At 53.7% G+C, this 15,252-nt stretch carries 13 protein-coding genes; 6 read left to right on the forward strand and 7 right to left on the reverse strand.

The features are described from left to right. Window positions 1-220: 220 nt before the first annotated feature. Window positions 221-2,059, forward strand: coding sequence for a M4 family metallopeptidase (locus tag NNL38_RS21955; protein WP_255390989.1), 1,839 nt, complete (start codon window positions 221-223; stop codon window positions 2,057-2,059). A gap of 99 nt (window positions 2,060-2,158) precedes the next feature. Here NNL38_RS21955 and NNL38_RS21960 read toward each other — a convergent pair whose 3' ends face one another. The 5 genes from NNL38_RS21960 to aceB all read right to left on the reverse strand — a co-directional run bounded on the left by NNL38_RS21960 (window position 2,159) and on the right by aceB (window position 7,966). Continuing rightward, window positions 2,159-3,124, reverse strand: a complete 966-nt coding sequence (locus NNL38_RS21960; protein WP_255390990.1) for a hypothetical protein — start codon at window positions 3,122-3,124, stop codon at window positions 2,159-2,161. A gap of 249 nt (window positions 3,125-3,373) precedes the next feature. Beyond that, a complete protein-coding gene (gene thrS / locus NNL38_RS21965; RefSeq protein WP_439651427.1) occupies window positions 3,374-4,609 on the reverse strand; it encodes a threonine--tRNA ligase in 1,236 nt (411 codons plus the stop codon). A 184-nt stretch (window positions 4,610-4,793) separates the two neighbouring features. Continuing rightward, complete coding sequence (locus NNL38_RS21970; protein ID WP_255390992.1) at window positions 4,794-5,537, reverse strand: SDR family NAD(P)-dependent oxidoreductase; 744 nt, start codon at window positions 5,535-5,537, stop codon at window positions 4,794-4,796. Between the two features lie 179 nt (window positions 5,538-5,716). Further along, entirely contained in the window at window positions 5,717-6,154 is a 438-nt protein-coding gene (locus NNL38_RS21975; RefSeq protein ID WP_255390993.1) for a GlcG/HbpS family heme-binding protein, read from the reverse strand. 186 nt (window positions 6,155-6,340) lie between these two features. Next, on the reverse strand, window positions 6,341-7,966 hold the full coding sequence (aceB, locus tag NNL38_RS21980; RefSeq protein ID WP_255390994.1) for a malate synthase A: 1,626 nt from the start codon (window positions 7,964-7,966) through the stop codon (window positions 6,341-6,343). Window positions 7,967-8,282: 316 nt separating this feature from the next. Here aceB and gcl point away from each other — a divergent pair, with 316 nt between their 5' ends. The 5 genes from gcl (at window position 8,283) to NNL38_RS22005 (ending at window position 14,324) form a co-directional block, all read left to right on the forward strand. Continuing rightward, window positions 8,283-10,070 (forward strand): glyoxylate carboligase, encoded by a 1,788-nt coding sequence (gcl, locus tag NNL38_RS21985; RefSeq protein ID WP_255390995.1) that lies wholly within the window; start codon window positions 8,283-8,285, stop codon window positions 10,068-10,070. Between the two features lie 84 nt (window positions 10,071-10,154). Continuing rightward, window positions 10,155-10,931 carry a hydroxypyruvate isomerase gene (gene hyi / locus NNL38_RS21990; protein WP_255390996.1) on the forward strand — a complete coding sequence of 259 codons (777 nt, stop codon included), beginning with the start codon at window positions 10,155-10,157 and terminating at the stop codon, window positions 10,929-10,931. A gap of 10 nt (window positions 10,932-10,941) precedes the next feature. Further along, window positions 10,942-11,904 (forward strand): 2-hydroxy-3-oxopropionate reductase, encoded by a 963-nt coding sequence (locus NNL38_RS21995; RefSeq protein WP_255390997.1) that lies wholly within the window; start codon window positions 10,942-10,944, stop codon window positions 11,902-11,904. A 242-nt stretch (window positions 11,905-12,146) separates the two neighbouring features. Next, window positions 12,147-13,487 (forward strand): glycerate kinase type-2 family protein, encoded by a 1,341-nt coding sequence (locus NNL38_RS22000; RefSeq protein ID WP_255390998.1) that lies wholly within the window; start codon window positions 12,147-12,149, stop codon window positions 13,485-13,487. A 222-nt stretch (window positions 13,488-13,709) separates the two neighbouring features. Then, window positions 13,710-14,324, forward strand: coding sequence for a TetR/AcrR family transcriptional regulator (locus NNL38_RS22005; protein WP_255390999.1), 615 nt, complete (start codon window positions 13,710-13,712; stop codon window positions 14,322-14,324). A 188-nt stretch (window positions 14,325-14,512) separates the two neighbouring features. On the opposite strand, the gene NNL38_RS22010 is transcribed toward NNL38_RS22005, so the two are convergent. Next, the gene (locus tag NNL38_RS22010) at window positions 14,513-14,932 is read right to left on the reverse strand and encodes a hypothetical protein (RefSeq protein ID WP_255391000.1); all 420 of its coding nucleotides are present in this window, start codon (window positions 14,930-14,932) and stop codon (window positions 14,513-14,515) included. Window positions 14,933-14,993: 61 nt separating this feature from the next. Then, window positions 14,994-15,179: a KTSC domain-containing protein gene (locus NNL38_RS24810; RefSeq protein ID WP_369414644.1), complete on the reverse strand. Its 186-nt coding sequence runs from the start codon at window positions 15,177-15,179 to the stop codon at window positions 14,994-14,996. Window positions 15,180-15,252: the final 73 nt, after the last annotated feature.

The raw sequence follows: 15,252 nt of genomic DNA on the forward strand, positions 1-15,252 counted from the left end.
ATAAATACACGTCAAGTTGCGAAAATATTGTAGCAAAGTGGATTTTTCCTGAATCCTTTCCCATGGTTTATCCACTGTTATGAAAATGAAAATCATAACAGATGAGCGAACTGGTACAGGTTGTTCTCATGCAGTCACACCAGTAGTTTCCGGCAACAGGATGTCGGATTGGTTGAGAGTTGAAGGACAGTTCAACACAATCATTCTCCAGGGAAGAGTTATGAAATCACAACTTAATAAAATTACAATTGCTATCTCGCTAGGTTCACTCTTTACACTTACTGCTTTGCCGAGCGTGGCCGCTGAAATGGTCAGCGTGACTGACCCGGCAGTGCTGCAGCAGGGGATTAGCGCGCAGTCGGCAACACCGCTGGCGACGCGTTTTCAGCCGGTCAAAACCATCACTTTACCGAACGGTACTCAAAAAGTGCGTTACCAGCAGGTCTATCAGGGTATTCCGGTGTTTAACACGGCGGTGACCGCGACGGTTAGTGCGCAGGGAGCCAGCCAGGTGCACGGGATGATGGCTCAGGGATTGCAACAGGATATTGCGGCGATTTCACCGAAACTGGACGCCCAGCAGGCGCTGGCGATTGCCAAGCAGCAAGTGAAACGAGCGGTGAAAGGTATGGGTGCTAAAGGGGAATTGACTGAAAACGAGCAAACTCGATTGATGATTCGCCTGGATGATAATGATGTCGCCCGCCTGGTGTATCTGGTCAATTTCCTGATCTTGGATGAAACGCCGTCTCGTCCGTATTTCTTCATTGATGCTAACAGCGGTGAGATTATCGAACGTTGGGAAGGTCTGGCTCATGCCAAGGCGCACGGGACAGGCCCAGGCGGGAACCAGAAGACGGGTCAATATCAGTTCGGGATTGACTACCCACCGCTCGATATTGAGAAAGTCGGTACCACCTGTACCATGATCAACGATGCCGTTAAAACCGTGAATCTGAATGGCGGTACTTCTGGCTCGACTCCTTTCAGTTATGAGTGTGCCACCGACGATAACGTCAATGCGTATAAGCCAATCAATGGCGCGTATTCTCCGCTCAATGATGCCCATTATTTCGGGAAAGTCGTCTTTGACATGTACAAGGACTGGCTCAACACTGCGCCGCTGACCTTCCAGCTGACCATGCGGGTGCATTACAGCAGCAACTATGAAAATGCTTTCTGGGATGGCCAGGCGATGACCTTTGGTGACGGGCAGAACACTTTCTACCCGCTGGTCGATATTAACGTCAGTGCCCACGAGGTCAGCCACGGCTTTACCGAGCAAAACTCCGGGCTGGTTTACCGTAACATGTCCGGCGGGATCAACGAGGCCTTCTCTGATATTGCCGGGGAAGCCGCGGAGTATTACATGCGTGGTACAGTTGACTGGGTTGTCGGCAGCGACATCTTCAAGCAAGAAGGCGGCTTACGCTATTTCGATCAGCCTTCAAAAGACGGCCGGTCGATCGACCACGCCTCGCAATACACCAGCGGCTTGAATGTTCACTATTCCAGCGGTGTCTTCAACCGTGCGTATTACCTGCTGGCGAATAAAGCCGGGTGGGATCCCCGTAAAGGCTTTGAAGTGTTTGCGGTGGCAAACCAGCTGTACTGGACGGCCAATTCAACTTTTGATCAGGGGGGCTGTGGTGTCGTGAAAGCTGCCGGTGATCTGGGCTATAACAGTGATGATGTGATCAGCGCCTTTGCAACCGTCGGTGTGAATGCTGCGTGCGGCACACCCCCTCCGGGTGGCGACGAGTTGAAGAACGGCGAGCCGATCAGCGGGCTTTCCGGCGCCTCAGGCAGTGAAATCCATTACTCCTTTACTGCTGCTGTCAATGCTTCGGCCCGAATCGCAATGAGCGGCGGCACTGGCGATGCGGATCTATACGTGAAAGCCGGGAGCAAGCCGACAACGCAGTCCTGGGATTGCCGCCCATACCGGAGCGGGAATAATGAAACTTGCACCGTGAATGTGGCCGCCGGGCAAACTTACTATGTCATGATGAAAGGCTATCGCCAGTATTCCGGCGTCACGTTAAGCCTGAACTACTAACGTTCAGATTGGCCTTGAGCTATCAACCAGCCGCAGCTCCCGGAGCTGCGGCTGGTTGGGTTCTACGGGGCTCATGAGTGACCGGACGGACGCGATGGTTCAACTGGCGTCATTGCCCACCTGAAACAGTAAGACCTGCTGATCGGCCAGCCGCAGCAGATATGGGTAAGGAGAGATGCTTCCTTGTTTGACCTGAGCCTCAAACCGGGCTTTTTCTGCTTCGCTCTTAAAGTGCATATCGCCGCCCGTCCATTCATACGCCGGTTCATAGACGTAGGTATTGGCATAGCGAGATTGCTTCAGTTGGGCTTCCAGGGCTTGGTCATAGTAAGCGTAGGAGACGACAAAATAACGATCCGCAGCTGGCACACCCGGAATCGGTAATTGTCCTTCGATGATCTCCGGCTCATAAATAAAGCCGTGACGTCGGAGATAGCAGCTGCGCAGGTGATCCGGCGCTTCGAGGTAATCCAGATTAAACGTTTCACTGTCGAGATAGGCCTGGCACGCTGGGGTATGGTTATCCCAGATGGCAGTGAACTTGGTGATATCGCCGAATACACTGTCTTCATACTCAAAAATTTTGTGCTCATTGCCGGGGTATGCTTTCCGGATGGCATCGGTTAGTTTTGCCTGCACCCGGGTATAGGCTGTTTCGATGGTTTCGGATTCGGAGAACGGCTCAATAAACAGGACGACGTTTGATTTGTAATGGCCAAACAGTTGATCGTATTTGCTGGTGGCGAAGAAGAAAGATGCAATATCGAGATTACTTAACCCCTTCATGTACATCATGAAAGAAGTGAGCGCGATCAGGTTATTATGGTCAGCCATGTCGCGGTAATAATCCTTGGAAAGCGTATCCAGGTTATTGTGACGATTGGGCTCTTTTTGGGTGCCTAAATAAAACAGCTGCATGGCGGTGCTGTATTGCTCATCGTCATCTGTCGGGATGACGGCGTCCTCTGCGGGAATGACTTCCTGTTCCAGGGCATCTGCCAGCCGGACGGTACTGCAACCGGCAAGCCAACAACAGGTGAGGAGGAGGAGAAGATTTCTGATCATGATGTTTATTTCTTATGGTTGTTTCGGAAAAGCAGTGCAGCAGGGGGCACTTATGATAAATCCGGACGCATATTAGCTTATATATCAAAAGGTTAAAATGGCCAAGCGCTGTATTCGCTGATATGCCCATAAAATTGTGAAGATAAGCTTGAAGCTTTACAGGTAATGCTGCTGATCGTCAGTGATTGGCGCTTGTTGTGAAAGAGCGGCCACTTGCGAATGCAGTGGCCGCTCTGGTCCCGGTACCCATTATATGGCCCTGAACGCAAGCAACTGCGCGATCAACTGCGACTTCTCAATGACCGTTACGGCTTTTCCGCGGCGCAGCGCGACTTGCTCATTGCTTACCTCCTTCTCGCCGACAATCAGGATATTGGGGATCTTCAGCTGGTGAAAGCGTTTGATCTTCCGCGATACCGAGCAATTGCTGTGATCGGTCATGACCGGCAAATCGGCCGCTTTGAGCAATTCCGCCAGTGCATCGGCATACTCGGCCGCCGCTTCATTCACCGGGGCAATGGCTGCCGGAAGCGGATGGATCCACTTCGGCAACGCGCCCTGAGTGACTTCCAGCAGCATGCCGATCCAACGTTCAATCGAGCCATACATTGCCTGGTGCAAAATCACCGGGTGCTCGCGCTCTCCGGCAGCATTGGTGAAGGCAACCTCGAAACGGCCCGGCAGATTAAAGTCGAGCTGGATTGTCCCACATTGCCACTCACGGCCGAGACTGTCCTGCAGCGCCAGCTCAATCTTGGGCCCGTAAAAGGAGCCTTCACCGACTTGTAGTTCATAATCCATCGATTCATCCCGGCACACCTCCATCAGGATGTGTTCGGCCTGATGCCAGAGGGCTTCATCGCCCAACGCTGCTTCGGGGCGCGTTGAGATTTTCACCGCGAGCTGCTGATAGCCGTACTGGCGATACACCTGCCGGGCCCGTTCCAGGAACTGGCTGACTTCGTGTTTGACCTGAGACCAGGCGCAAAACACGTGGGCATCATCCTGCGTGAATTGGCGCAGCCGTAAGCATCCGTTCAGTGCGCCTGAGGCTTCATTGCGGTGGACTAATCCGAACTCGAACAGCTTGACGGGCAGATCCCGGTAACTGTGTACGCCGCGTTTGAACAGCAGGATATGGCCCGGGCAGGACATCGGCTTGAGGGCATAGTCCTGCTCGCCTGCCGGATCGCCGCCGAAGAACATATCTTCGCCGTACATCGCCAGGTGGCCGGATGTTTGCCATAACTCCTTTTTCAGGAATTGCGGTGTGCGCACTTCCTCAAAACCGTATTGCAAATAAAGCTCGCGGATATGCTGCTGAATGTCCTGAAACAGACGCCAACCGTTCGGGTGCCAGAAGATCATGCCCGGTCCCTGGGGCTCGGAGTGGAACAGGTCGAGTTGTTGTGCGATTTCACGATGCGTTTTCATAAAGGTCTCCTTGGATTGTGAGACTCTGAGCGAAACGCAGGAAGCGGATATAGAAAACCCTCTGGCGAATCGCTCAGAGGGTTGAAGAAAAAGAACTCGAACCTACCCCCCGAACAACCTGGTGGTTTCGGTGGTGGTGGTTTGCTGGATCGGCATCGCCGATTGTCGGTTCGAGATATTTTTCATCATGATCAAATTAGTAACAGACTGTTTTTGAGAAGACAATCACTTTTTGTTAGCCCGCTGCGTTATTGTTGAGAATGATTTTGTCGACCGAGCATTTACGGTCTTGCTCTAAAGCAAACCGCAGTGCATTGAAGACGTTGCGCGCCGTCATATTGCGGGGAGCACTTGCTTCTCGAAGCTCGTGCCAATCGGCTTCATTAAGCGGTGAGGGATTATCGAAATCATTGGGATAAATCGCGATCACCCGGATCCCTTTCACTCTTAACCGCGTCCGCAATCGGTCGGCAAAGGTCGACTGTGCTGCTTTTGCCGCGCTAAACGCATCGTTGCTGGTGGGATGGCCGTCATTGGGCAGGCTTGCCGTGCTGTTGATAAAGACGATATCGGCCGCGTCGGATTTTTCAATCAATGGTAACAAATGTTTGGTGAGCAACATGCTGCCGGTTGCGGTTGAGTTCATGGTTTGCAGGATATCCAGATCGTCACTGCCTAAGAACGATTTGGGCGGCCAGTAGGACGCATTGTTGATCAGCAGATCGATTGTGGTGCGTTGCTCGCGCAGTTGTGAGGTGAGCGCGGCAATCTGCTCCGGCTGGGTGATATCGAGTGGATAACACTGGATCTGGCAATGGGGCGAGACACGGTGAACCAAGGCGGCTGTTTGCTCCGCCTTTGCTTGTGTTCGGGCCGTGAGGATTAAGTTGGCCTGCGCTTTAGCAAACTGAATGGCGAGGGTTTGGCCAAAATCGGGGCTCGCCCCGGTGATTAAAACTGTTTTATTGTGGTAGTTCATTTGATGCTCCTATTGTCCGAAATCGGGGTTGAGATCGGGTTCGGGTTGAACAAGATTTCGGCCAGGATAAAACCTCAAGCGCAGTTGAGGTAAAGTGTTTTTTCAAAAAGAAAAGGCCGCAATGCGGCCTTTGTCATGCTCTCGGTGTGGTTTCCCTGACGTGGCGGGAATGGTCAGTGTCAGGCGGCGAACTCATCGCTGAACAGATCGGCAAATCCGATGCCGTTGAGGGCACAACGTTCGTCGATATCCGACAGATCCCCGCTCACGCCCACGGCCCCGACGACATTTTGCTGGGCATCGCGGATCAACAGGCCGCCGGGCACAGGGACCATGTTGCCGTGGGCGAGCACGTTCACGGCAGAAATAAACGCGGGACGAGCGTCTGCATCTTGCGCCAGTTTTCTCGATGAACACCCCAGGGCCAGAGCGCCCCAGGCTTTCGCGATGGCGATGTCCGGACGCATCATACTGGCACCATCCTGGCGTTGCAGCGAGATGAGTTTTCCGCCGCTGTCGAGTACTGCGACAGTGAGCGGGGCCGTGTTCGACTGGATACCCGCCTCAAAGGTGCCATGCGTGATGGCTAGCGCTTGTTGTAGACTTAAACTTCCCATGTTTACTCCTGATTTCTGTTAATTATACCAATCACAGTAAGTAAATGATTAGAAACTAGCGTAGGAAAAACGCTTGAGAACAAGGCAGAATTTTTTGATAAGTAGTTATTCTACAATCAAAAATTCTAACGCAGTTAGCGAGCGTTTTAACAAGCTAGGATGACCAGTTACTCACTACGATTGGTATCAAGCTGCTCCTTGCAGCAGCGCATAACTGGGTAGAGTCAGGAAGTTGGCGAAGGCGTCAGCTGTGGACAGTTTATAAAAAAGGTCAGCGGTTTCTTTAAACCGACCCGCAGCATAACGCGTATCACCAACTTCCTGTTTTATGGTCTCCAGCTCCTGATAGAGCCAGGTCTGAAAGAGTTCCGCCGTAAAGCGTTGCCCGTCATCGAGCGTGATCCCGTGATGGATCCACTGCCAGATGTTGGCGCGGGAGATCTCCGCGGTGGCAGCATCTTCCATCAGGCCGTAAATCGGCACACAACCCATGCCCTGGATCCAGGCTTCGATGTAATAGAGCGCAATCCGGATGTTTTTCCGCACCCCGGCTTCATCGCGGGTGCCGGGGCAGGGTTGCAGCAGCAACTCGGCGGGGATCGGATGCGTCGGGCTCTGGAAGTTCAGCTGGTTGGGCTGACCGTCCAGGTATTGGTTAAAGACAGACATCGCCAGATCGACCAAAGCAGGGTGGGCGACCCAAGTGCCGTCATGGCCGTTGCGCGCTTCCCGCGCCTTGTCTTCAATGACCTTGGCGGTGACCTTTTCCATCTCGGCCGGATCTTTGGCCGGAATAAAGGCAGACATGCCGCCCATCGCCAGGGCGCCGCGGGCGTGGCAGGTGCGCACCAGTAACTGGCTGTAGGCATTGAGGAACGGCTGATCCATCCCGATCCCATGGCGATCGGGCAGGATCCGATCGGGATGCTTCTTCAACGTTTTGATGTAGCTGAAAATATAGTCCCAGCGGCCGCAGTTCATCGCCACGATGTGATCTTTCATCGCATACAGCATCTCTTCCATCTGGAATACGGCGGGCAGGGTTTCGATCAGCACCGTGGCCCGGATCGTCCCGCGCGCAACGTCAAAATGATCTTCGGTAAAGCGGAACACATCGTCCCACCACTGCGCCTCTTCCATGCTTTCCAGTTTCGGAATGTAGTAGTACACCCCGAGACCTTGCTCGGCACGGGCTTGGTAGTTGTGAAAAAAGTACAGCGCGAAGTCCATCAGGCAACCCGGGATCGGCTGACCATTGAACGTGATTGATTGCTCCGGCAGGTGCAGGCCTCGCGGGCGGGCAATCAAAAGGGCAGGGTCGTCATTCAGCGTATAGTGTTTATTTTTTTGTTTATCGTGAAAGCTGATCGTTCCCCGGTTGGCATCGCGCAGATTGATTTGCCCTTCAACCATATTTTCCCAGGTTGGCGAAGAGGCATCTTCAAAGCAGCACATGAAGACCTTGGCGCCGGAATTGAGCGCATTGATCACCATTTTGCGATCAACCGGTCCGGTAATTTCCACCCGACGATCCTGCAATGCTGGCGGAATGGGGGCAACCTGCCAGCTTTTGTCGTTGCGAATGGCTTGGGTATCTTCACGAAAGTCCGGTAGCGCTCCGGCATCAAAGCGCTGTTGCTTGCGATCGCGCTCAGCCAGCAGGCCATTGCGACGTTCACCGAATTCACTGACCAGCTTCCCTAAGAAGTCCAGCGCCTCCGGCGACAGAATCGCTTGATATTCCTCGTTGTGGGTCGATCCCCGTACTGCTAAACAGGCACCCGGTGCCTTGTCTGTCTCTGGTGTAAGCATGTGTATGTCGTCTCCTTTTGAACAATATCTTACGATTTTGTGTACAAAAAATAAGATATGGGAATACTTATATTGGAAATCGTGTAAACAAGCAAAGTTTTTTTAACAATCTTGTTTCATTTGAAAAAGGCGAAAAATATTTCCATCTGTGGTCTTTGAATTATTTATCAATAAAGACAGCAGGTTATGAGGGGACGGGCAAAGGGAAGGGTCGCCAGATGTTAAGAAAAAGTTTTTTCAAGGCTTGCGAAATTTTCTACATCAGCCATAGTACACAAAACGGCGATAAATTGTATACAATGAAATGGAGGTCTGAATGGCTAAGATGAAAGCAATCGAAGCTGCGATTGAAGTGCTGAAGCGCGAAGGTGTGGATATCGCCTTTGGGGTGCCTGGTGCGGCGATTAACCCGATGTATGCGGCGATGAAAAAGCTGGGCGGGATCGACCACGTGCTGGCCCGTCACGTGGAAGGGGCGTCACATATGGCCGAAGGCTATACCCGCTCTGCGCCGGGAAATATCGGGGTGTGTATCGGCACATCCGGCCCGGCTGGCACTGACATGATCACCGGGATGTACTCGGCCTCGGCAGATTCCATCCCAATTCTGTGTATTACCGGCCAGGCGCCGCGTGCCCGTCTGCACAAAGAGGATTTTCAGGCGGTCGATATTGAGTCCATTGCCAAGCCGGTGACTAAGTGGGCGACTACGGTGCTGGAGCCGGCGCAGGTGCCACGCGCATTTCAGCAGGCGTTTCATCTGATGCGCTCTGGCCGCCCTGGTCCGGTGCTGATCGATTTGCCGCTGGATGTCCAACTGGCGGAGATCGAGTTTGATATCGACAGCTATGCGCCGCTGGAAGCGTATAAGCCCAAAGCGACCCGCGCTCAGGTAGAGAAGGCCCTGAGCATGATGAATGCGTCTGCTAAACCGGTGATTGTGGCCGGGGGCGGCATCATCAATGCGGATGCTTCTGAGCTGTTGCAGCAATTTGCGGAAATTACCGGGGTGCCGGTGATCCCGACGCTCATGGGTTGGGGCACGATTCCGGATGATCATGAGCTGATGGCAGGCATGGTCGGCTTGCAGACCGCGCACCGTTACGGCAATGAGTCCCTGCTGAGCTCCGACTTCGTGATCGGGATCGGTAACCGCTGGGCTAATCGCCATACCGGCTCGCTGGATGTGTACACCGAAGGGCGCCAGTTTGTTCACATTGATATCGAACCAACTCAGATTGGCCGCGTGTTCTGCCCGGATCTGGGAATTGTTTCCGATGCCAAAGCTGCGTTAGAGCTGCTGGTGGACGTCGCCCGTGAATGGCGTGATGCCGGAAGACTGGCCGATCGCAGCCAGTGGGTCGGGGAGTGCCAGGCGCGTAAATCAACGATGTTGCGAAAAACCCACTTTGATGATGCGCCAATCAAACCGATGCGCGTGTATGAAGAGATGAACAAGGCGTTTGGCCGTGAGACCTGCTACGTCAGCACCATCGGTCTGTCGCAGATCGCGGCTGCCCAGTTCCTGCATGTTTATCAGCCGCGTCACTGGATCAACTGTGGCCAGGCGGGCCCGTTGGGCTGGACGACGCCGGCGGCACTGGGCGTCAAGGCGTCTGATCCGAGCCGCGACGTGGTGGCAATCTCCGGCGATTATGACTTCCAGTTCATGATCGAAGAGCTGGCGGTCGGGGCGCAGTTCAACCTGCCGTACATCCACGTGCTGGTGAACAACTCGTACCTGGGTCTGATCCGCCAGGCGCAGCGTCAGTTTGATATCGACTACTGTGTCCAGCTGGCCTTTGAAAACCAGAATGCACCAGAACTGAACGGCTACGGGGTCGACCATGTCACCGTGGTGGAAGGCTTGGGCTGTAAGGCGATTCGCGTCACCGATCCGGACCAGCTTCAGGCCGCATTTGCCGAAGCGCGCGAGTTGATGAGCCAGTACCGGGTGCCGGTGGTGGTGGAAGTGATTCTGGAGCGGGTCACCAACATCGCGATGGGCGTTGAAATCAATGCCATCAATGAGTTCGAGCCGCTAGCCGAGAGTATCGCCGATGCCCCGACTGCGCTGGCACATCTGGGAGAAGGGCAGTCTTAATTGCCGCATTGTCATCGAACATATCACCTGTGGCTTAGCCCCCTGAGCCACAGGCAATGGAGAACACTAATTAAGGACAGAACCATGCCAAAATTTGCTGCAAATCTATCCATGCTTTTTACCGAACACGACTTTCTGGATCGCTTTGAAGCGGCGGCGAAAGCCGGGTTTGACGGGGTGGAATACCTGTTTCCGTACGACTATCCGGCGGAGGAAATCAAATCCCGCCTGGCTGACAATCAACTTCAGCAAGTGTTGTTTAACCTGCCGGCCGGTGATTGGGCAGCCGGGGATCGCGGCATCGCTGTTGATCCGGCTCGGGTTGAAGCATTCCGTGACGGTGTGCCGAAAGCAATTGAATACGCCAAGGCGCTGGGCTGTACCCAGGTGAACTGTCTGGCCGGGATTGTGCCGGATGGCGTCTCTGAACAACAGGCTCATGCGACCCTGGTCGACAACCTGCGCTTTGCGGCTCAGGCCCTGGAAGCCGAAGGGATCCGTCTGGTGATTGAAGCCATCAATACCCGCGATATTCCGGGTTTCTTCCTCAACACCACGGCGCAGGGCAAGGCGATTATTGCGGAAGTCGGCAGTGCGAACCTGTCGCTGCAATACGACATCTACCACATGCAAATCATGGAGGGGGATCTGGCGGTCACCCTACAGGAGAATCTGGGCCAGATTGCCCACGTCCAGCTGGCCGACAATCCGGGTCGTCATGAGCCGGGCACCGGTGAAATCAATTATCCGTTTGTACTGAGCCATCTCGATTTGCTCGGATATACCGGTTGGGTCGGCTGCGAGTACAAACCGAAAACCACCACGCTGGAAGGGTTGAACTGGCTGAATCAGTACCGCTAAGCACTGTGCAATGTATCAAAAACAGATTTCAAATGAACGAGTTGAAATACAAGCAAGATCAAGGAGAGAAAGCATGAAAATCGCATTTATCGGCACCGGGATCATGGGCAAACCTATGGCGCAGAACCTGCAAAAGGCCGGGCATACCATTGTCCTGTCGGATCATTTCGTCAAGCCGCCGGAAGCGCTGGTGAGCGGTGGTGCTTTAGTGTGCCGCAACCCCAGTGAAGCAACCAAACTGGCGGATGTGGTGATCCTGATGGTACCGAACACACCTCAGGTACAGGAAGTGCTGTTCGGTGACAATGGCGTCGAGCACGGCATCCAGGCCAGCGGCAATGCGGCCAGCAAGCTGGTGATCGATATGAGTTCGATTGCGCCGATCCCGACCAAGGAATTTGCCGCACGGATCAAAGAAAGTGGTGCGCAGTACCTGGATGCGCCGGTCTCCGGCGGTGAAGTCGGAGCGATCAATGGCACCCTGAGTATCATGGTTGGCGGCGATCAGTCAGCGTTCGATCAAGCGTACCCGCTGTTTGAAATCCTGGGCCAGAATATCACCCTGGTGGGAGAAAACGGCGCCGGACAAACCTGTAAAGTGGCGAACCAGATCATCGTGGCGCTGAACATCGAAGCGGTGTCGGAAGCCCTGGTATTTGCTTCGAAAGCAGGTGCCGATCCGGCGCGGGTGCGCGAAGCACTGCTGGGTGGTTTTGCCAGCTCGAAAATCCTTGAAGTCCACGGTGAGCGTATGGTGAAAGGCACCTTTGATCCGGGCTTCAGAATTTCGCTGCACCAGAAAGATCTGGACTTGGCCCTGAACGGCGCTGAAGCGCTGGGCGTGTCGCTGCCAAACACGGAAACGGCGCAGGCATTGTTTGATGAGTGTGTCGCCCTCGGCGGCGAAAACTGGGACCACTCGGCCCTGGTGAAAGCCATTGAAAAACGGGCGGGTCACTCGATCCGGGACTGATCGACGATCGTTTCCCTGAAACTTTGAGACGGCAGCGGCTTGCTGCCGCTTTCTCGGTGATCACAGTATTCTTACTAAACCGCGCGCTTTTGTCTCCTTTGCCGCGCGTTCCCGCTGTCCGTGTCGGCAATGGGGCTGGCCGTCTCCGACCTGGCTCAGCGCCCGGCATGCAGGCCGCCGACCATGGCAGCGGGATCTTTTCTCTGAACTCTCAGTTTTTATCCGTCGACAAGGAGTTGAAGATGGACATCGATGCGAAACATGTTTTGCGAACTCTGTTCGACAGCGCGGTAAAACAAGCGCTGCCGCAAGGGCACATGGCTTCATTTCTGCCGGAGGATCTGTTTACCCAGGCGCGCCAAAAGGGCGGGCGAACTGTCATCATTGGTGCCGGGAAAGCTGCGGCGTCTATGGCGCAGGAGCTGGAGCGGATCTGGCAGTATGAAACCGCCAAGCAGGCCAGCATCCAGCCGGAGCTAACAGATTCGACGAAAATCCCTGAGCTGGAAGGGCTGGTGGTGACCCGCTACGGTCATACTGTGTCCTGCGAGATGATTGAAGTGATTGAAGCGTCGCATCCGGTGCCGGATGAAATGGGGATGGCTGTCGGCGAACGGGTGCTGGAACTGGCAGCCGGGCTGAGTGAAGCCGATACCCTGATTTGTCTGATTTCCGGTGGCGGCTCGGCCCTGCTGAGTCTACCGGCCCCGGGGATCTCCCTGGCCGAGAAACAGGCCCTCAATAAAGCACTGCTCCGCTCCGGTGCCGCCATTGATGAAATGAACTGCGTGCGCAAACACCTGTCAGCGCTGAAAGGGGGACGGCTGGCAAAACTGGCATATCCGGCCCAGGTGATCACGCTGGCCATTTCGGATGTGCCGGGAGACGATCTGAGCGTGATCGCTTCCGGCCCGACCGTGCCGGACAGCACCACCCGGTTTGATGCTCTGGCAGTTCTCGAACGCTATCAGATTGACGTGCCGCCTGCGGCGCACCAGTGGCTCAATCAGCCCGCATCGGAAACCGTGAAACCGGACGATCCGTGCTGGACGCGTTGCCAGAACCACTTAATCGCGACCCCGCAAATGGCGCTGGAAGCAGCGGCTGCCGAAGCGCAGGGCATGGGGATCCCGGCTTATATCCTCAGTGACTGTGTCGAAGGGGAAGCCCGGGACGTGGCCAAGGTTCATGCTGCGCTGGCGCGCCAGGTGGTGACGCATCAACAGCCGTTTCAGGCACCTTGTGTGCTGATTTCCGGCGGTGAAACCACCGTGACCGTGAAAGGGGAAGGGCGCGGTGGCCGCAATTGTGAATTCCTGCTGAGTCTGCTCAACGAACTGAAAGGGCAGCCGCGGGTGTTCGCCATTGCCGCAGATACCGACGGCATTGATGGGGTGGAAGATAACGCCGGGGCTTGGATTACCCCGGAAACCTGGGCGCAGGCTCAGTCGAAAGGCTTAAAAGCGCAGGATTACCTGGATAACAACAACAGCTACGCCTTTTTCGAGCAGACCGACAGCCTGGTCTTTACCGGGCCGACGCTGACTAATGTGAACGACTTCCGCGCCCTATTGATCCTGTAACGCATCGTTTGAATCCGGCTTCTAAATTGAAAGGCGCCGTCTGGTCGCACACTCTCCCTGTCTTCGTGTGCCGGGCGGTCGTCTTTCAACCGCAGCATGTATTGTTGAAGCGCACGGTTATTGGTACGAACTTGACCCAGACGCCATTTTTATTCCCCGCACATTGGTCTTTCCCTTTGATTTCTTTAGACTTGATAAACGATTGATCACCCGGAACCTGCAATGACTCGGATCAGGCAAAAAAATCAGGCGCATATTATTCAGGTTGCCAGCGAGCAGTTTGCAACCCACGGCTACTCCGCGACCAAAATTGTCGATATCGCCAAAGCGGCAGAGATCCCCAAGCCCAATGTCTTTTACTACTTCAGCTCGAAAGACAAGCTCTACTTTGCGGTGCTGGAAACCGTCACCAAGCCGTTGCTGGCGGCCTCGCGTCCGATTGAGGCGCTGGATGATCCAATCGAGGCATTAACCCGCTATATCCAGACCAAACTGATGATTTCCAGGGATCATCCCCACGCGTCACGGGTATTCGCGAGCGAAGTGATGTCGGGCGGTCAGTCGCTGCCGGAAGACATCCGTGCAGAGCTGTTTCAGCAGTCCCAGATGATCATGGACAAATTCGCCACCTGGAGCGAGCAGGGGCTGATGGACCCGGTGCCACCGCACCACCTGATGTTTATGATCTGGTCCGCCACCCAAACCTATGCCGATTTCAGCTGGCAGATCTGTAACGTGATGCAAAAAGAAGCCCTCAGCCACCAGGACTACGATGACGCCGCCCGGTTCCTGACCCAACTGGTGATCAAGGGATGTGGGGTGAAGAGTCATATTTAGGGGGGATTACCGATCTAGTTTGAGTCTGTTGAAGGCTGATTTGTCGGATTAGTGATTTAACGATCTGAAAGCGAATTCTGCGTGGATATGATTTGATGTGATAATTGTTTTGAACACTTTTAAACCGAGTTTCCTTCACCGATAATTTGACTGTTAGGAACAGAACAGCTACTTAACTGCCTTAACATTTACTCGCAAGATTCTAACGGTGGTGTCACTATAGCCTGTATTTCGTGCTCGGGAATGACGTAATAAACAGTTCTTATGCGGACTTTATACAGCACTCTTGGTTGGCTTCCTCCGAGGTATCGCTCTGCAACACTCGGAGAAACTCGAAATATAGTGCCAGTAAAGTACAGTTGAGAATTGCGTTTAATTGGCTCATAGCCGGCATATATGCTCAAATAGCCTTCAATTCGATTGTTTAGCAAAAAATTATTTTCTTTGTTTGATCCCCAGGCTGGGGTGAAACGGACGGTGCCGTCAGGAAAGACATCATTTACGTTGCTTTGTACTGGTGCAAAGCAGGAATGCTGTATTTTGATATCACCACAACCTGTAGCGATTAATGCGCATGTTAACGTTGTGGCTCTCAAGAACAAACGCATAGAAGCTTCCTTGTACATGATCTCAAAGACTGGCTGCTCAGTATGAGCAGCTAGTTTTGTCTTAAGGTTCTATTTTTTCATAAGAGAATTTATTTCTAATGACCTCATTGAAGTATGTACCATGACTTGTTGAATCGAAAAAATCTTCCCAAGTACCAACTGGCACGTCGAAGTACCGATAGCCGCCACCATACTTAAACTTAATATCGAGGATATTGCTGATTCTTGAATAGCCAATATATTTGATGGTTGCTTAACTTCTACTTTTAACTGCGGTTAAAAATGGGAGGATTGCCATGCCATTAACTAATATTCAGTAT

This window comes from Photobacterium atrarenae (assembly GCF_024380015.1).
Taxonomy (GTDB): domain Bacteria; phylum Pseudomonadota; class Gammaproteobacteria; order Enterobacterales; family Vibrionaceae; genus Photobacterium; species Photobacterium atrarenae.